Here is an 18419-nt window from a genome sequence, read left to right on the forward strand (position 1 = left end):
GTTCTTTGCATGTGTTCTTGGGGAGTTTCCAGAGTGGCCAAATGGATCAGACTGTAAATCTGCTGGCGTACGCCTTCGGAGGTTCGAATCCTCCACTCCCCACCAAAGTTTGCAGTGGAGCAGTAACAATTTGTAATGAAAACGTTGCAGTTTGTTAAGCCTCACTGCTGGCTTATTTTGCGGGAGTAGCTCAGTTGGTAGAGCGATAGCCTTCCAAGCTATAGGTCGCGAGTTCGAACCTCGTCTCCCGCTCCACTAATTGATTATTACTCGTTACCTGCCTTCTTAGCTCAGTGGTAGAGCACTTCCTTGGTAAGGAAGAGGTCGTCGGTTCAAATCCGATAGAAGGCTCTAAGCTGCCAAATGTTGCTCTGTTGAGGTGGCTTTTTAGGAGGTGCTCTGTTTGGGCACCTTTTGTGTAAGGGCAAATCAACTAACACTAACTATAGTTAACTAAAGCGTTTTTAAGACATGGCAAAAGAGAATTTTGACCGCTCGAAACCGCACGTCAACATCGGTACGATTGGTCACGTTGACCACGGCAAGACGACGCTGACGGCAGCCATTACGAAAGTACTCGCCGGCAAGGGCCTTGCTGCAATGCGGGACTTCTCGTCGATTGACAATGCCCCTGAGGAAAAAGAGCGTGGTATCACGATCAACACCTCACACGTGGAATACGCTACGGAGAACCGTCACTATGCACACGTTGACTGCCCAGGTCACGCCGACTATGTGAAAAACATGGTAACAGGTGCTGCCCAAATGGACGGTGCCATCCTGGTAGTTGCTGCCACCGACGGTCCTATGCCCCAAACACGTGAGCACATCCTGCTCGCCCGCCAGGTAGGTGTACCCCAACTTGTTGTGTTTATGAACAAGGTGGATATGGTAGACGATCCAGAATTGCTCGAACTCGTTGAGATGGAAATCCGTGAGTTGTTGAGCTTCTACAAATTTGACGGCGACAATATCCCCGTTATCCAGGGTTCTGCTCTGGGTGGCCTGAATGGCGAAGCCAAGTGGGTTACTACCATCGAAGAGCTGATGGATTCAGTTGACTCATTCATTCCCCTGCCTCCTCGTCAGACGGACCTTCCGTTCCTGATGCCGGTAGAAGACGTGTTCTCAATCACTGGTCGTGGTACAGTTGCCACTGGTCGTATTGAGCGCGGCGTGATCAACTCAGGTGAGCCTGTTGAGATCCTGGGTATGGGTGCTGAAAACCTGAAATCAGTTGTAACAGGCGTTGAAATGTTCCGGAAAATTCTGGACCGTGGCGAAGCCGGTGACAACGTAGGTTTGCTGCTCCGTGGTATTGAAAAAACCGATATCCGTCGTGGTATGGTTATTTGTAAGCCAGGTTCGGTAACTCCACACGCTAAATTCAAGGCTGAGGTGTATGTACTGTCGAAAGAAGAAGGTGGTCGTCACACACCATTCTTTAACAAGTACCGCCCACAGTTTTATTTCCGTACCACAGACGTAACGGGTGAGATTGTATTGCCAGCTGGCGTTGAAATGGTCATGCCTGGTGATAACATCACTATTGAGGTGACACTGATCAACAAAATTGCTATGGAGAAAGGTCTTCGCTTCGCTATTCGTGAAGGTGGTCGTACCGTAGGTGCTGGTCAGGTAACTGAAATCCTCGACTAATTAGTCTGATTATTAAGGCAAGTGCATTTCTGAAAAGGGGTGCACTTGTTTTTTGTCAATATTTTCGGATCTTTGCAGTCCGAAATCGGAAATAGATCAACAATAGGAAAAAGGCAGAAGAGATAAGAACCCAGGTAGTTCAGTTCAGTGAATCTTGGTTTTCGTTTCCTATTGCTTGTTTCTAAAGAATATACACGGGTGTAGTTCAAGGGTAGAATAGCGGTCTCCAAAACCGTTGATGGGAGTTCGAATCTCTCCACCCGTGCCAATCCTTACAGACATGGAGAAAGTTACTACCTTCCTGAAACACTCTTGGGAAGAGGTTCAGCATAACGTGACCTGGCCAAAGTTCAGTGATCTACAAGCTAGTTCATCGCTGGTCTTGATAGCATCGCTGATTTTTGCTTTGCTGGTTGGAATGATTGACTACGTGTTTGAAAACGCGTTGAACTTCTTCTACCGGTCATTCTAACACGTTGCCCGACAAATTGTTTTGAAACACTGATTAGTGTTAAGAAACGATTTGTGAGGCATAAAATCGCTCTACGCAGATGACAACAGGCATCAATTGGTATGTTATTCGGGCTGTTTCGGGTCAGGAAAAGAAGGTGAAGTCTTACCTGGATAACGAAATTCATCGGCAACAACTGTCTGAGGTCATCCCCCAGGTGCTCATTCCATCAGAGAAGGTATATGAGATGCGTAATGGCAAGAAGCGTGTTCGTGAAAAGTCATTCTTTCCCGGGTATATATTAATCTCTGCTGATCTAAGTAATGCGCGTGCTTTGGCTCTGATTACCAACATGCCTGGTGTTATTGGGTTTCTGGGCAATACGGGGTCAGGCAATTCTAAAATTCCAGTGCCCCTGCGCGAGGCAGAAGTAAAACGAATTTTGGGTAAAGTAGATGAGGAAACCCAGGAGGCAGCTGCCCCTGTGGTTGGTTATCTGCGGGGCGAGTCAGTGAAGGTTGTAGACGGGCCGTTTAGCGGCTTCATTGGCACGGTTGAAGAAGTGTTTGATGATCGCAAAAAATTGAACGTGGTCGTTAAAATCTTCGGGCGTAGTACCCCAGTTGAATTGAGTTACGCACAAGTTGATAAAGAGGACTAACATATCGTTAGTGCTCACGTTGGCCACCGATGCTTCCTACAGACGTGGCCGACACACAAAGTGACTTTAGTTAGGTAATCGGCGGTTGTGTTGGTATGACACGCATAACCGAGTAAGATACCAGGCAAGAGTCGTAAAACAAGTACGAACAATGGCAAAAGAAGTAGCTGGCTACGTTAAGTTGCAGGTAAAGGGCGGTCAAGCCAATCCCTCTCCTCCAATCGGTCCTGCGCTGGGTTCCAAGGGTTTGAATATCATGGAATTCTGCAAGCAGTTTAATGGCCGTACGCAGGATAAAATGGGCATGGTCTTGCCGGTACTGATCACGTACTACAAGGATAAGTCGTTTGATTTTGTTATCAAAACGCCGCCTGCTCCAATCATGTTAATGGAAGCTGCTAAACTGAAAGGTGGATCGGCTCAGCCAAACCGGAACAAAGTAGGTTCGGTTGACTGGGATCAGGTACGTGTTATTGCTGAAACGAAAATGCCCGATTTGAATTGCTTCACGGTTGAGTCAGCCATGAAGATGATTGCGGGTACGGCTCGTAGCATGGGTATCACCGTATCAGGCGCAGCCCCCTGGGACAATTAGTAAACTTGCCGAAGGCATCTTAACGAATCATGGCAAAGTTGACAAAAAAACAAAAAGAAGCGCAGTCAAAGTTTGACGCGACGAAAGTATACTCGTTGCAGCAGGCGGCCGAAGTTTTGAAAGAAATTTCGTACACCAAGTTTGACGCTTCTGTAGACATCGACGTGCGGTTAGGTGTTGATCCTCGCAAAGCAGACCAAATGGTTCGCGGCGTGGCTACTCTACCCCACGGTACGGGCAAGAATGTTCGGGTGTTGGTGCTTTGCACCCCCGACAAAGAGAACGAGGCAAAAGAAGCGGGTGCTGACTATGTTGGCCTCGACGATTACATCCAGAAAATCGAACAGGGTTGGACGGATGTAGACGTGATCATTACCATGCCCAGTGTAATGGCCAAAGTTGGTCGTTTGGGTCGGGTGCTTGGTCCCCGTGGTTTGATGCCAAACCCGAAATCGGGTACAGTAACGCCAGAAGTTGGCAAAGCCGTGACGGAGGTGAAGGCTGGTAAAATCGATTTTAAAGTTGATAAGACCGGCATTATTCACACCAGTATTGGTAAAGTGTCTTTCACTCCGGAAAAACTAGCCGAGAACGCCCAGGAGGTGATTGCTACGCTGGTTCGGCTGAAGCCTTCTTCATCTAAAGGAACTTACGTGCAGACGATCTATTTGTCAAGCACGATGAGTCCAAGTGTGAACATCGATAAAGCCACCGTTGCGGGCCTGTAATTATGACAAGGGAAGAGAAAGGCGCGATTATCGACGAACTGAGCCAGAAGTTCCAAACCATTCCATACTTCTACATCACCGATGCCAACGGCATGTCGGTTGCTGAAACTAATCAGCTCCGTCGTTTGTGCTTCGAGCGGGGTATCGAGTATGTGGTAGTAAAGAACACCCTCATCAGAAAGGCTCTTGAGACAGTAAACGATACGGATTATTCTTCATTCGACGATACAGTACTGACCGGTTTTTCAGGGGTGATGTTTCATCCTGAGAACGGTAAAGCTGCTGCTCAGTTGATCAAAGAATTCCGTAGAACCAATGACAAGCTGAAACTGAAGGGTGCTTCGGTTAACTACAGCCTGTTTATTGGGGCAGACCAACTCGATACGCTCATCAATCTGAAGAGCAAAAACGAGCTGATCGGCGAAATCATTGGCTTGCTGCAATCACCTGCGAAAAACGTGGTATCTGCGTTGACGAGCGGCGGTGGCAAACTGGCTGGTATCCTGAAAACGCTGTCGGAGCGCGAAGAAAACTAAGCCCGACGTTCAATTTTCAATCAATCTTGTAACAACTAATTTTCAATACTGAAATGGCAGATTTGAAAGCATTCGCTGAGCAGCTTGTCAACCTTACCGTTAAAGAAGTAAACGAGCTGGCTGCTATCCTGAAAGATGAGTATGGCATCGAGCCAGCTGCTGCGGCACCTGTGATGATGGCCGGTGGTGGTGGCGGCGGCGAAGCTGCTCCAGCCGCTGCTGAGAAAACTTCATTCGATGTGATCCTGAAGGCTGCAGGTGCCAGCAAACTGGCAGTTGTGAAACTGGTGAAAGACCTGACTGGTCTGGGCTTGAAAGAAGCAAAAGAACTAGTTGACACGGCTCCTAAGCCAGTGAAAGAAGGTGTTGCTAAAGACGAAGCTGAAGCCCTGCGCAAGCAATTGGAAGAAGCTGGTGCTGAAGTAGAGGTTAAGTAAGGAATAGCACTTACCCTGGTACTCCAAGCAGAGAAGGGCCTGGCAAACGTCAGGTCTTTTTCTGCTTGGAGACTTTTTTATCTATATACGTCGTCCCGAAAAACTTATTTTTTGGCGACAGTGTTGCTTTTTTACGCCCTTTTCACTATTCGTTCGGTTATTTTTTGGATAGGGCCTATTTGATTAGGAATCAGTCGCTCAACTAAACGCAGACGAGCCTTGGCTACAAACGCTAAAAACAACAACACTCGCAAAAACTTTGCGACGATTCAGCCTGTAGTTGACTATCCTGATTTCCTGGATATTCAGCTTAAGTCATTCCGTGACTTCTTTCAACTTGATACCCCTTCAGACAGCCGTTCGCAGGAAGGTCTGTACAAGGTGTTTCAGGAGAACTTCCCCATCTCTGATTCACGCGAAAACTTCGTTCTGGAGTTTATCGATTACTCAGTAGATCCACCAAAGTACTCGGTCGACGAGTGTATTGACCGGGGCCTCACTTATTCAGTTCCTCTCAAAGCAAAGCTACGTCTGATCAATAATGATCAGGATAACGAAGACTTTGAAACTATTGAGCAGGAAGTGTTCCTCGGCAACATTCCCTACATGACTGGAAAGGCGTCGTTTGTCATAAACGGAGCCGAACGGGTCATTGTTTCGCAGTTGCACCGCTCACCTGGTGTGTTTTTCTCGATGAGCAAACATACCAATGGTACAAAGCTTTACTCAGCCCGGATTATTCCATTTAAGGGATCTTGGATTGAGTTTTCTACTGACGTGAACAACGTCATGTATGCCTACATCGATCGGAAAAAGAAATTCCCGGTAACGACACTGTTGCGGGCCATCGGCTTTGGTTCAGACAAAGATATTCTGGATCTGTTTGGCCTTTCGGAAGAGATAGCCGCTACGCCAGCTACATTGAAAAAAGCTATTGGTCGTCGGTTGGCAGCACGGGTATTGCGTACGTGGACGGAAGACTTCGTTGATGAAGATACGGGCGAGGTGGTATCGATCAGTCGGAATGAAGTGCTCCTGGAGCGCGACTCGGTGGTTGCTGCCAGCGACATTGATACGATTACAGAATCAGGTCAGAAGTCGATCATCCTGCACAAGGAAGATATGAACATGGCCGATTACAACATTATATACAACACCCTCCAGAAAGACAGTTCAAACTCGGAGAAGGAGGCTGTTGAGCAGATTTACCGGCAACTGCGCAACACCGAAGCGCCTGATGAGCAGGCGGCACGGGAGGTGATTCAGAGCCTGTTTTTCTCAGACAAACGCTATGACCTAGGTGATGTTGGCCGGTACCGGATCAACAAAAAGCTGGGTCTGGACGTGGCGTCAGATACCAAAGTGCTGACTACCCGTGACATCGTCTCGATTGTAAAGTACCTGATCGGGCTGATTAACGCGAAGGCGGTTGTTGATGATATTGACCATTTGAGCAACCGTCGTGTCCGCACGGTGGGTGAGCAGTTGTATGCGCAATTTGGTGTTGGTCTGGCTCGTATGGCCCGGACGATCAAAGAGCGGATGAACGTGCGGGACAACGAAGATTTCAAGCCGGTTGACCTGATCAATGCCCGGACGCTGTCGTCAGTAATCAACTCGTTCTTCGGTACCAATCAGCTTTCGCAGTTCATGGACCAAACGAATCCGCTGGCCGAAGTGACGCACAAGCGTCGGATGTCGGCGCTCGGACCAGGTGGTCTTTCGCGTGAGCGGGCGGGCTTCGAGGTACGTGACGTACACTATACGCACTACGGTCGGTTGTGTACTATTGAGACGCCTGAGGGACCAAACATTGGTCTGATTTCATCATTGTGTGTGTTTGCGAAAGTAAACAGCATGGGCTTTATCGAAACGCCCTACCGGGTTGTTGAAAATGGTAAAGTACCCGACAAGCCGGTGATGTATTTGACGGCTGAAGAAGAAGACACACACTACATTGCGCAGGCCAGCTCGGCCCTTGACCCAAAAGGCAACTTTAAAGTCGACAAACTGAAGGCTCGCTTTGAGGGTGACTTCCCTATATCGGAGCCAGCCAGTGTAACGTTTATGGACATTGCCCCGAACCAGATTGTGTCGGTGGCCGCGTCTATGATCCCGTTCCTGGAGCACGATGATGCCAACCGTGCCCTGATGGGTTCGAACATGCAACGTCAGGCAGTTCCGCTGCTGCGTCCGGAAGCACCCATTGTGGGTACTGGTCTGGAAGGTCGGGTGGCTACTGACTCACGTGCGCTGGTAATTGCTGAAAACGACGGATCAATTGACTTTGTGGATTCGACCAAGATTGTGGTTCGCTACATTCTGGACAAAGACACCGACTCGGTCACGTTTGATGAAGATGTGAAGACCTACAACCTCATCAAGTTCCGCCGTACCAACCAGGATACCTGCATTAACCTGAAACCGATTGTGCTGAAAGGCCAGAAGGTGAAAAAAGGTGATGTGCTTTGCGAAGGCTATGCTACGCAAACGGGTGAACTGGCCCTGGGTCGGAACATGAAAGTGGCCTTCATGCCCTGGCAGGGGTATAACTTCGAAGATGCCATTGTGATCTCGGAGCGGGTAGTGCGCGAAGATATTTTCACGTCGATTCACATCGAAGAGTTCGAGCTGGAAGTGCGCGACACGAAGCGAGGCGAAGAGGAGCTGACCTCAGAAATCCCGAACGTATCGGAAGAGACGGTTCGTAACCTCGACGAGAACGGTATTGTGCGTGTAGGTACGGAGGTGAAGGAAGGCGATATCCTGATTGGTAAGATTACACCAAAAGGAGAAAGCGATCCGACGCCGGAAGAGAAACTGCTCCGTGCCATCTTCGGCGACAAGGCTGGTGATGTGAAGGATGCTTCTAAAAAAGCACCACCATCGTTGAAAGGCGTTGTTATCGATACCAAACTGTTTGCCCGCCCGTCGAAAGAAGATCGCGGTAAGCACAAGGAGGAGTTGAAGACGTTGATGAAGAAGTACGGTCGTGATCTGAATGCATTCCGTACGCGGGGTATTGACAAACTGGTGGAATTGCTGGACGGCAAAACTAGTAACAGTGTCAAGCATCGTTTCGGCGACGAAATCTTCAGCAAGGGTACCAAGTTCACGCGGAAAAACATTACCGAGAATTTGTTTCCCGACAAGAACCCATACCGCGACGAAAGTGGCTATGCGGTGCCCGAAGAGGTGAACCTACTGTCGGATTTGATTCTGGACAACTGGACTGAAGACGAGCACACGAATCAGTTGCTGGTGAAGTTGGTGAAAAACTACAACACACGTCGCAACGAGATTACGGGTCGCTTTAAGCGGGAACGGTTCACGCTTGAAGTGGGCGACGAATTACCTGCGGGTATTGTGAAGCTGGCTAAAGTATATATCGCCAAGAAGCGTAAGCTGAAAGTAGGTGATAAGATGGCTGGTCGCCACGGTAACAAGGGCGTTGTTGCCCGGATCGTTCGTGATGAAGATATGCCCTTCCTGGAAGACGGTACGCCGGTTGATATCGTATTGAACCCACTGGGTGTACCTTCCCGGATGAACCTTGGCCAGATTTACGAGACTGTATTAGCCTGGGCTGGTCAGAAACTGGGTCGCAAGTATGCCACGCCGATTTTCGACGGCGCTACTGAGCAACAGGTATCTGATGAGTTGACGGCTGCTGGTCTGCCCGAGTTTGGCCGGACGTACCTCTACGACGGTTTGTCGGGTGAGCGTTTCGACCAGAAGGTAACGGTAGGTATCATCTACATGCTGAAGCTTGGCCACCTGGTGGACGATAAAATGCACGCCCGGTCAATTGGACCCTACTCGCTCATTACACAGCAGCCGCTGGGTGGTAAAGCGCAGTTTGGTGGTCAGCGGTTTGGCGAGATGGAGGTGTGGGCGTTGGAAGCTTTTGGTGCAGCCAACATTCTGCAGGAAATCCTAACCGTAAAATCAGATGACGTGGTGGGCCGTGCCAAGGCATACGAAGCCATTGTGAAAGGCGAGAATATGCCGAAACCAAACATTCCTGAGTCGTTCAACGTACTCGTTCACGAGTTGCGTGGTCTGGCACTTGAAATTACTCTAGAGTAAAGTTCAATGGCCAATGCCTAAAGTCTAAAGTTGCGTTGCCCGTGTGTAACGCAACTTTAGACATTGGACCGGTCAGCCGGTGCGGTTAGGCTTTGGACACTTTTCAACTATATAATCTCCAACAGATGTCTTTTAAGAAGAACAAGAAACTCAACAGCGATTTCTCCAGCGTTATCATTAGCCTGGCATCGCCCGAGTCAATTCTGGAGAGTTCATACGGCGAAGTTACCCAGCCCGAAACTATCAACTACCGGACATACAAGCCTGAAATGGGCGGGCTGTTCTGCGAACGGATTTTCGGGCCGGTGAAAGACTGGGAGTGCCACTGTGGTAAATACAAGCGTATTCGCTATAAAGGCATTATCTGTGATCGCTGCGGGGTGGAAGTAACCGAGAAGAAGGTACGCCGTGAGCGTATGGGTCACATCGAACTGGTGGTGCCCGTTGCGCATATCTGGTACTTCCGTAGCCTACCCAATAAAATCGGTTATCTGCTTGGCATGTCGACCAAGAAGCTTGACCAAATTATTTACTACGAACGCTATGTGGTAGTTCAGGCAGGTGTTAAAGCCGCTGATGGCATCAATGAACTCGATTTCCTGACGGAAGATGAGTACCTCGATATCATCGACAAACTGCCGGCTACCAATCAACACCTCGACGACAAAGACCCCAATAAGTTTATTGCCAAGATGGGGGCTGATGCGCTGGAGATGCTGTTGTCGCGTGTACAACTCGACGAACTGTCGTATAACCTGCGTCATGCTGCCGCCACCGACACGTCGCAACAGCGTAAGGCCGAGGCCCTGAAGCGGTTAAAGGTAGTTGAAGCGTTCCGTGAAGCCAATACCCGTGTGGAGAACCGCCCTGAGTGGATGGTGATCCGTATGGTGCCGGTTATTCCACCCGAACTGCGTCCGCTCGTGCCCCTGGATGGTGGCCGTTTTGCCACGTCCGATTTGAACGATTTGTATCGTCGGGTAATTATCCGGAATAACCGGTTGAAGCGCCTGATCGAGATCAAGGCACCCGAAGTAATTCTGCGCAACGAGAAGCGAATGCTTCAGGAAGCCGTTGACTCGCTCTTCGACAACTCGCGGAAAGTAAACGCCGTGCGTTCGGAAGGTAACCGTGCCCTGAAATCGCTGTCTGACATGCTGAAAGGCAAGCAGGGGCGTTTCCGGCAAAACCTGCTTGGTAAGCGTGTCGACTACTCTGGTCGTTCGGTTATTGTGGTAGGTCCTGAACTGAAAATGCACGAATGCGGTCTGCCAAAAGACATGGCCGCTGAGTTGTTCAAGCCGTTTATCATTCGTAAGCTCATTGAGCGGGGTATTGTGAAAACGGTGAAGTCGGCGAAGAAGATCGTTGATCGGAAGGACCCTGTTATCTGGGACATTCTGGAGAACGTGCTGAAAGGACATCCTGTACTTCTGAACCGGGCGCCAACCCTGCACCGATTGGGTATTCAGGCGTTCCAGCCGAAGTTGATCGAAGGTAAAGCGATTCAGCTACATCCGTTGGTAACGACGGCCTTCAACGCTGACTTTGATGGTGACCAGATGGCCGTTCACGTGCCACTGGGCCAGGAAGCCGTTCTGGAAGCGTCGTTATTGATGCTGGCTTCGCACAACATCCTGAACCCTGCCAACGGCGCCCCAATTACGGTACCGTCGCAGGACATGGTGTTAGGTCTATACTATGTGACCAAGGGTCGGAAGTCAACACCGGAATATCCCATTGCTGGTGAGGGCATGACTTTCTATGGTGCAGAGGAGGTGGTGATCGCCATTAATGAAGGCAAAGTTTCGAAGCACGCCAACATTAAGTGCCGCGTGAACGTGCGGAACGAGCAGGGCGAGTTGGAGTCGAAGATTATTGAGACCGTAGCTGGTCGTCTGCTGTTCAATCAGCGGGTGCCTGCCGAAGTTGGCTTCATCAACGAACTGTTGACCAAGAAAAAGCTGCAACAAATCATTGCCCTGATCTTTAAGATTGCGGGTGTGGCCAAAACGGCGGCGTTCCTTGACGATATTAAAGAACTCGGTTTTCAGCAGGCCTTCAAAGGTGGTCTGTCAATTGGTCTGAGTGATGTGAAGATCCCTGAAGCAAAGCAGGGGTTGGTCGACGAAGCAAAGAACGACGTACAGGGCGTTTGGGATAACTACCTGATGGGTCTCATTACTGAGAACGAACGCTACAACCAGGTGATTGACATCTGGACACGTGTGAACTCACGGGTAACGGAGACGCTAATGAAGCAGCTTGAGGCAGACCAGCAAGGGTTCAACTCAATCTACATGATGATGCACTCTGGCGCACGTGGTTCGCGCGAGCAGATTCGTCAGTTGGGTGGTATGCGGGGTCTGATGGCCAAACCACAAAAGAACCTGCAAGGCTCTGTGGGTGAGATTATTGAAAACCCGATTTTGTCGAACTTCAAAGAAGGTCTCGACGTGTTGGAGTACTTTATCTCAACGCACGGTGCCCGGAAAGGTCTTGCCGACACCGCCTTGAAAACGGCTGATGCTGGTTACCTGACCCGTCGTCTGCACGACGTAGCGCAGGATGTGATCGTGAGCGAAAACGACTGTGGTACGCTGCGGGGTATTCAGACATTAGCGCTGAAAGACAATGAAGATATTGTTGAGCCACTGTCGGAGCGTATTCTGGGCCGTACGTCGGTGCACAATATCTACGATCCGCTGAATAAAGATGAGAACGGTGAGCCGTTGCTCATTATTGGTGCCGGTGAATTGATCTCGGAAGAAATTGCCGCTCAGATCGACGAAACCAGCATTGAAATGGTGGAAATCCGTTCGGTACTTACCTGCGAAGCTAAGGTGGGTGTATGCGCCAAATGTTATGGCCGTAACCTCGCTACGGGCCGCATGGTCGACATCGGTGAGGCTGTGGGCGTAATTGCTTCGCAGTCAATTGGTGAGCCAGGTACACAGCTAACGCTTCGTACTTTCCACGTAGGTGGTACGGCGTCGAACATTGCGGTTGATGCCTCTATAAAAGCCAAGTTTGATGGGGTGGTGCAGTTCGAGGAAATGCGGACGGTGGCCTCTCAGGACAGCGAAGGCAATGCACAAACGGTTGTTATGGGCCGTTCGGGCGAAGTAAAAATCGTCTCGCCAACCGATCCTAACCTGGTCTTTATCAGCAATAACGTGCCTTATGGTGCCTTCCTGCGGGTGAAAGAGGGTGACATGGTGAAAAAGGGCGACGAGCTTTGCGTTTGGGATCCTTATAACGCCGTGATCCTATCGGAGTTGACCGGTTCGGTTTCATTTGATGCCATTGAAGACGGTATTACCTACCGGGAAGAGTTCGACGAACAGACGGGCTTCCAGGAGATGGTGATCATTGAAACCCGTGACAAAGCCAAGAACCCATCGATTGTTGTTAATGGTACGACAACGTTGCTGGATGATGTGACCGAAAAAGGGTATAACCTGCCTGTAGGGGCTCGTCTGGTAGTGAAGAGCGGTCAAAAGATTATGGCTGGTCAGCCACTGGCGAAGATTCCACGTAACGTAGGTAAGACCCGCGACATTACGGGCGGTCTGCCACGGGTAACAGAACTGTTTGAAGCCCGTAACCCGTCGAACCCGGCGGTCGTTTCGGAAATCGACGGCGTTGTTACGTATGGCACGATCAAGCGTGGTAACCGCGAAATCTTTATCGAGTCGAAAGACGGTACGAAGAAGAAATACTTTGTACCACTGGCCAAGTTCATTCTGGTACAGGACAATGACTTTGTTCGGGCGGGTGCACCGCTGTCGGATGGGGCCATCACACCGAGCGACATTCTGGCCATTAAGGGCCCGACGGCCGTTCAGGAGTACCTGGTGAATGAGATTCAGGAAGTGTACCGCCTGCAAGGGGTGAAAATCAATGATAAGCACATCGAGTCGATTGTTCGGCAGATGATGCAGAAGGTTGAAATCACCGACTCTGGCGACACTAACTTCCTGGAGGGGCAGGTAGTTGATAAGTGGTTGTTCCGCCAGGAGAACGACAAGATGATGGACGCCAAAGTGGTCATGGAGGCCGGTGATTCGGAAAACCTGAAGCCTGGTCAGATCGTGTCGGCTCGTCGTCTGCGCGATGAGAACTCAAGTCTGAAACGCCGCGACCTGAAAACGGTAACGGTACGTGATGCTATGACGGCGGTTTCGCAGCCGGTGTTGCAGGGTATTACGCAGGCGTCGCTCGGCACAGACAGCTTCATCTCGGCTGCCTCGTTCCAGGAAACCACTAAGGTGCTTAGCGAAGCCTCGATTCGGGGTAAGCAGGATCATCTGGAGGGCCTGAAAGAGAACGTGATTGTGGGTCACCTGATTCCGGCTGGTACGGGTACACGCAGGTACCTGCAAACCATTGTTGGATCACAGGAAGAGCTTGACGTGATCACTGAATCGAAAGAGCAGTTCACTACAGCCAAGAGCAAAAAACGGGCAACCGTTTAACGTAACATAGATAGTCCGTTAGGGCAGTCGATAGTGTAAAAAAGGCCAACCCAGAACTGGGTTGGCCTTTTTTGCTGTAAGCTGTTAGTCCATTATCGCGACGGGATACCGTCGCGACTATATTTTTTTCTGTATGCCTGAGGTGTCAGTCCTGTGACTTGTTTAAACACCTTACGGAAGGTCTTGGTATCATTATAGCCCGCGTTATACATGACAGAAGCTACATCGTCCGTGTTTCTTTCGAGCGCTTTTTTGGCCGATTCTACTTTTACCCGTTGCAGGTACTCAAGGGGTGTATTTTGCGTAGCACTCTTAAACCGCCGGATGAAATTGCGTTTGCTCATATTGCTCCGCTCGGCAATCTGCTCGACAGAAATGGGCAGGTGAAAATTCTGCTCGATGAATGTTTGCGCCTTTAGAATGTCGCCGTCGTCATGTTGCCGTTGGCCCTGAAAAACAACGAAATGCGCCTGACTAGCCCTGTCCAGGTCAATATTGAACATTCGGCTGACGCCAATGCTAACGTCACGACCGCAAAATTTTTCAATAATGTAGAGAATTAAATTCCACGAAAGAAGGGCACCACCACTGGTATAAATCCCGTCATGGTCGGTCATGACGCTGTCTTTTAATACTTGTACATCGGCGTAACGGCGTTGCATATCGTCGAGCGACATCCAGTGTGACGTACAGGTTTTACCCGACAAAATGCCGGCTTCGGCCAAGAAATAACTGCCTTTGCATAGGCTGGCTATCTCAATGCCTTCTGCATGCCTACGCCTAATCCAGTCAATAATGGCCCCGTTTTTGGCTAGCGTATCGTCGGGGCTAGTATAAAAGGCAGGTACCAAGACTAGTGAAGTGGCTGTGACTTCATCGAGCGTTTTGGTGCAGACAAACTGCGCAGGTACATTTAGCTGAATGTTTCGCTCTTTCTCACTTACCAATTCTATAGAGAATGCAGCGGGTTCGCCCATTTGTTGCAGGTAAGCATTGGCAGCAGTCAGCAAGTCAACAGCCCCCGAAACTGACGATAGTACCGCATCTTCGTAAACGAGTAGTGAGATTATTTTCATGTTTTATCCTGTTTTCCGGTTAAAAGAAGAGCCATTAACGACATGGCAATACCCTAAAATAAGTAATTGTTGCCATTATTGCGCCGTTTGACAGCCTAACCAGACAAAGAGTTTCAGGTAAAGTCTTAGCACACTACCATTAGTTGAATTTTGCACTTTTTGGTAAAATTTAGAAGCAGTACTGATGAGGGTCAACCAAAGGATATCTACGCAAACTTATTTGGCACTTGTTTTCGTCTTCTGTGTTTTGGGTTGTAGTTCAGAGACACCCGAAGAGCGTATAAAGCGTGTGCAAGTTGGTATGAGTAAAGAAACAGTGATACATATAATGGGCTTACCAAGGCAGCGATTGGCTATGCCTCCTTCCCTAAATTCTCCAGATGGTCGAGATGATTCCATATATCTGTATCGTCAATCATATTGGCTTGTTCCAGATAATATGAGTGTCTATGTTGACAAAAAGTCTGGTAGAGTGACGGGCATTAGTGCGAACCCATGATTGCTCTTTACTATATCAGTTATACAAAAAGGTCAATCCGGAATGGATTGACCTTTTTATTAAACATAAAGGTTAGTTTTTACTTCAAAATTGGCTCCAGAGCAGCGCGGTTTTCGTCGAGCCAGGCGTGGATGTCGGCCACAATTTCGCGCATCCCTTTTTCGGGTTTCCAGCCAGTGAGGGCTGTCACCTTGGTGTTGTCGGTAATGTAGAGGCGAATGTCGGCGGTGCGGTTTTCGGGTACCTCACGGATCGGAATAGTTTTGCCCGTTACCTCCTGACAAATTTTAGTTAGCTCCTGCAACGATGCGCTGCTGTCTACGCCACCACCCGCATTCAGGATCTCGCCGTTCACCTTGTCGAGGTTGTGCAGTTGCCAGTCGATAAGCCGATAAAGGTCGTCTACATGAAGCATGTCGCGGGTTTGCTTGCCAGTACCGCCGTAGCCAATGTAGGCTAATTGCTGCTCGAAATAGTGTTTAGCCACCCAAAGCACCATCACGCCCTGATCGATCTTGCCCATCTGCCAGGGGCCGGTAATCACGCCACAACGGTTGATAACAGTTTTCAGGCCGTAGAACTCATTGTATTCCTGAATCAGCAGCTCCGACGCCAGTTTGGTAGTGCCATACAGCGACCGTGCTCCGTCTAGGGGGAAATTCTCAGCGATGCCTTTGCTCGAAACGCCTGGAACGGGTTGGTCATCCGTCAGTTCAAAGCGGGTTGCTCCTTCCCTGAAGTTCAGGTTTTCAAGTGCCTTAATGGGGTAAATCCGGCTGGTAGACAGAAAGATAAACGCGGCTTTGTGCTTCAGCGCGAAGTTGAGGCAATTAACCGTACCGAAGAGGTTGGTATTAATGAGGTAGTCGGGTGTACCATCTAAACCAGCTAATACAGAAGGCTCGGCTGAGGCCTCGATTACAGCATCAACGGCGGGAATGACATCGAAATCTTCTTTACTGCGGATATCGCCGTGGACGAATTCGACGCCTGCCTGCCGTAAACGGGTGATATTTAGTTCAGAACCACGCCGTTTCAGGTTATCGAGGGCATAAATCGTGTAATCGGGGTAGTTGCGCTTGAGCGACATAGCCAGCGCAGAACCAACAAATCCGGCACCGCCGGTAATCAGGAGTTTCATAGTTTACAGTTTTCAGTTTACCGTTTTCAGTTGCGTTGCTTATCAAAGTAACCCTGCTCAATATCAGCGTAACTGAAAACAGCAAACTCAAGATGGTATACGTTTAAGAGAAATGTTTTCGACGGGGCGAATAACAAGAGGTACTTTTTCGACTTTGACTGAACTGCTGTCGAGGCCAAACCAGCGGTCTTCGGGCGTAGTAAAATTTTTGATTGAAAAGTACGCGTTCATAATAATGCGCTCGAACGTAGGCAGGTCGTTTTCGAACGAAAGAAACTTCTCGAGTACTACAAATCGGAAATCGCCAATCACATTCTGCCGGTTCAGCGACTCATAGCGGCTTGTAATGTCTACTTCTTTGTTGCGCACCATATCTTCAATCACCTTTCGCAGAAACAGATTGATCCGCTGTTCGACCCGGAAACCAAGCTTAAACGTGATCTTGTAGGCATCATCCGGGGCGATGGTGTTCACTTTATATTCCATCGTGTAGGGATCGTCGGTGGTATCGACATGAACGAACCAGTAGATGTCTGCTCGTTTGGGGCGTTTCTGGAAAATGGAATAAATAATCTTCGACTCGATCTCCGACTGCCGCGCTGCGTTGCTCATAAATACAATATGAGTCGCGTATTTAGGAATACTAATGTCGCGGCTCAACTCTTTCAAAGACTGCAGATAGTGGTCGATGCGGACGTATTCGGTGAGGCGTAGCTTGATCTGGAATGCCTGTAGCCAGATGTACATCACGCCCGCAATGGTAGCTCCCAACAGCAACGACACATAACCGCCATGCGTGAACTTGATCATATTCGCTACCAGAAACGACCCTTCAATAGCCAGGTAAACGGATAGAAACAGCACTACTCCCCAGGCCTGATATTTTTTGCTGTAGAGGTAATAAGCCATAAGCATAGTGGTCATCAGCATCGTCAGGGTGATGGCTAACCCATAGGCTGCTTCCATATTGCTCGACTCGCGAAACCACAACACAATGCCTACGCACCCCATCCAGAGCAGGCCGTTTACGCTGGGTACATAGATTTGCCCTTTTTGTACTGACGGGTAGCGCAACCGCACCTTAGGCCAGAAATTGAGCCGGATGGCTTCGCTAATCAGCGTAAACGAACCACTAATCAACGCCTGCGATGCAATTACCGTGGCTGAGGTGGCAATGACGATACCGACGGTTAGAAACCACGATGGCATGAGTTGATAGAACGGTATGCGCTCGTTCAAATTCTCGCCAGCGTGCTTCAGCAACCATACGCCTTGCCCGAAATAGTTGAGGATCAGACAAATTTTGACAAATACCCAGCTTACCCGAATGTTGGCCCGACCACAGTGGCCCATGTCAGAGTAGAGTGCCTCTGCGCCGGTAGTACAAAGGAAAACCGAGCCCAACAACCAGAAACCGCCCGGATATTCTACCAGCAATTCATACGCATAGTAGGGGTTCAGTGCCGTCAGAATGGTAGGGTCTGTTACCACACTACCAATGCCTAGTACAGCCAACATGCCAAACCAGACGATCATGATTGGACCAAAAGCCGTACCCACCACGCTGGTACCAAACGCCTGAATCAGAAACAGCATCGACAGGATCGCAATCACGATTGTGATGATCTCCCATTCGGTGATCATGGGGTAAAGTTGCCGAAGCCCTTCTACTGCCGACGTAACGGAAATGGGTGGTGTGATAATGCCATCGGCAAGCAGGGCTGAACCGCCAATGATGGCGGGCAATGTAAGCCAGCGGGCGTGACGACGTACAAGCGCATACAGGGCAAAAATGCCGCCTTCACCCCGGTTGTCTGCACGCAGAATGAGAATTACATATTTAACGGTTGTTTGTAGCGTGAGGGTCCAGAAGATGCAGGAAAGAGCACCTTTCACCACGTCAGCATTGATAACATTTGTTGGGCCAACGATTGCCCGAAGTGTGTAGAGCGGTGACGTACCGATGTCGCCGTAGATAATACCGAGGGCTACCAGCAAACCAGCTGCCGACACGGTATCTATATGTTTTTTGTCTTCCATAAAATGGCTATCAAACGACCCTCGTCAGT

Annotated in this window: 12 protein-coding genes and 4 tRNA genes; 13 read left to right on the forward strand and 3 right to left on the reverse strand. The window is 49.5% G+C overall.

Annotation, left to right across the window (positions count from 1 at the left end; genetic code table 11):
- Nucleotides 1–19 precede the first annotated feature (19 nt).
- From J2I47_RS22735 to rpoC, 13 genes are all read left to right on the forward strand, one after another.
- Nucleotides 20–105: transfer RNA gene (locus J2I47_RS22735), tRNA-Tyr, on the forward strand.
- A 74-nt stretch (nt 106–179) separates the two neighbouring features.
- Nucleotides 180–255 (forward strand) — tRNA-Gly (locus J2I47_RS22740).
- Between the two features lie 24 nt (nt 256–279).
- Nucleotides 280–351, forward strand: a tRNA-Thr gene (locus J2I47_RS22745).
- Between the two features lie 120 nt (nt 352–471).
- Nucleotides 472–1659: an elongation factor Tu gene (tuf, locus tag J2I47_RS22750; RefSeq protein WP_207366917.1), complete on the forward strand. Its 1188-nt coding sequence runs from the start codon at nt 472–474 to the stop codon at nt 1657–1659.
- 194 nt (nt 1660–1853) lie between these two features.
- Nucleotides 1854–1927: transfer RNA gene (locus J2I47_RS22755), tRNA-Trp, on the forward strand.
- A gap of 12 nt (nt 1928–1939) precedes the next feature.
- Nucleotides 1940–2131 carry a preprotein translocase subunit SecE gene (secE, locus tag J2I47_RS22760; RefSeq protein WP_207366918.1) on the forward strand — a complete coding sequence of 64 codons (192 nt, stop codon included), beginning with the start codon at nt 1940–1942 and terminating at the stop codon, nt 2129–2131.
- Nucleotides 2132–2210: 79 nt separating this feature from the next.
- On the forward strand, nt 2211–2771 hold the full coding sequence (gene nusG / locus J2I47_RS22765) for a transcription termination/antitermination protein NusG (RefSeq protein ID WP_207366919.1): 561 nt from the start codon (nt 2211–2213) through the stop codon (nt 2769–2771).
- Between the two features lie 151 nt (nt 2772–2922).
- Nucleotides 2923–3366 carry a 50S ribosomal protein L11 gene (gene rplK / locus J2I47_RS22770; RefSeq protein WP_207366920.1) on the forward strand — a complete coding sequence of 148 codons (444 nt, stop codon included), beginning with the start codon at nt 2923–2925 and terminating at the stop codon, nt 3364–3366.
- A gap of 29 nt (nt 3367–3395) precedes the next feature.
- A complete protein-coding gene (rplA, locus tag J2I47_RS22775; RefSeq protein ID WP_207366921.1) occupies nt 3396–4094 on the forward strand; it encodes a 50S ribosomal protein L1 in 699 nt (232 codons plus the stop codon).
- 2 nt (nt 4095–4096) lie between these two features.
- Nucleotides 4097–4630, forward strand: a complete 534-nt coding sequence (gene rplJ, locus J2I47_RS22780) for a 50S ribosomal protein L10 (RefSeq protein ID WP_207366922.1) — start codon at nt 4097–4099, stop codon at nt 4628–4630.
- Nucleotides 4631–4683: 53 nt separating this feature from the next.
- A complete protein-coding gene (gene rplL, locus J2I47_RS22785; protein ID WP_207366923.1) occupies nt 4684–5067 on the forward strand; it encodes a 50S ribosomal protein L7/L12 in 384 nt (127 codons plus the stop codon).
- Between the two features lie 219 nt (nt 5068–5286).
- Nucleotides 5287–9156, forward strand: a complete 3870-nt coding sequence (gene rpoB, locus J2I47_RS22790) for a DNA-directed RNA polymerase subunit beta (RefSeq protein WP_207366924.1) — start codon at nt 5287–5289, stop codon at nt 9154–9156.
- A gap of 125 nt (nt 9157–9281) precedes the next feature.
- The gene (gene rpoC / locus J2I47_RS22795; RefSeq protein WP_207366925.1) at nt 9282–13634 is read left to right on the forward strand and encodes a DNA-directed RNA polymerase subunit beta'; all 4353 of its coding nucleotides are present in this window, start codon (nt 9282–9284) and stop codon (nt 13632–13634) included.
- Between the two features lie 92 nt (nt 13635–13726).
- Here the strand turns inward: rpoC and J2I47_RS22800 are convergent, their stop codons facing one another.
- The 3 genes from J2I47_RS22800 to J2I47_RS22810 form a co-directional block, all read right to left on the reverse strand.
- Complete coding sequence (locus J2I47_RS22800; RefSeq protein WP_207366926.1) at nt 13727–14710, reverse strand: GlxA family transcriptional regulator; 984 nt, start codon at nt 14708–14710, stop codon at nt 13727–13729.
- 578 nt (nt 14711–15288) lie between these two features.
- Nucleotides 15289–16350, reverse strand: coding sequence for an NAD-dependent epimerase/dehydratase family protein (locus tag J2I47_RS22805; protein WP_207366927.1), 1062 nt, complete (start codon nt 16348–16350; stop codon nt 15289–15291).
- Nucleotides 16351–16437: 87 nt separating this feature from the next.
- Entirely contained in the window at nt 16438–18390 is a 1953-nt protein-coding gene (locus J2I47_RS22810; RefSeq protein WP_207366928.1) for a KUP/HAK/KT family potassium transporter, read from the reverse strand.
- Nucleotides 18391–18419: the final 29 nt, after the last annotated feature.

This window comes from Fibrella rubiginis, assembly GCF_017353185.1.
Classification (GTDB): Bacteria; Bacteroidota; Bacteroidia; order Cytophagales; family Spirosomataceae; genus Fibrella; species Fibrella rubiginis.

Excerpts from the sequence above, each read along its gene's own strand:
- J2I47_RS22805 (WP_207366927.1), bottom strand. The coding sequence starts at position 16,350 with ATGAAACTCCTGATTACCGGCGGTGCCGGATTTGTTGGTTCTGCGCTG.
- tuf (WP_207366917.1), top strand. The coding sequence starts at position 472 with ATGGCAAAAGAGAATTTTGACCGCTCGAAACCGCACGTCAACATCGGT.
- rplJ (WP_207366922.1), top strand. The coding sequence starts at position 4,097 with ATGACAAGGGAAGAGAAAGGCGCGATTATCGACGAACTGAGCCAGAAG.
- rplA (WP_207366921.1), top strand. The coding sequence starts at position 3,396 with ATGGCAAAGTTGACAAAAAAACAAAAAGAAGCGCAGTCAAAGTTTGAC.
- secE (WP_207366918.1), top strand. The coding sequence starts at position 1,940 with ATGGAGAAAGTTACTACCTTCCTGAAACACTCTTGGGAAGAGGTTCAG.
- rpoC (WP_207366925.1), top strand. The coding sequence starts at position 9,282 with ATGTCTTTTAAGAAGAACAAGAAACTCAACAGCGATTTCTCCAGCGTT.
- J2I47_RS22800 (WP_207366926.1), bottom strand. The coding sequence starts at position 14,710 with ATGAAAATAATCTCACTACTCGTTTACGAAGATGCGGTACTATCGTCA.
- rplK (WP_207366920.1), top strand. The coding sequence starts at position 2,923 with ATGGCAAAAGAAGTAGCTGGCTACGTTAAGTTGCAGGTAAAGGGCGGT.
- nusG (WP_207366919.1), top strand. The coding sequence starts at position 2,211 with ATGACAACAGGCATCAATTGGTATGTTATTCGGGCTGTTTCGGGTCAG.
- J2I47_RS22810 (WP_207366928.1), bottom strand. The coding sequence starts at position 18,390 with ATGGAAGACAAAAAACATATAGATACCGTGTCGGCAGCTGGTTTGCTG.
- rplL (WP_207366923.1), top strand. The coding sequence starts at position 4,684 with ATGGCAGATTTGAAAGCATTCGCTGAGCAGCTTGTCAACCTTACCGTT.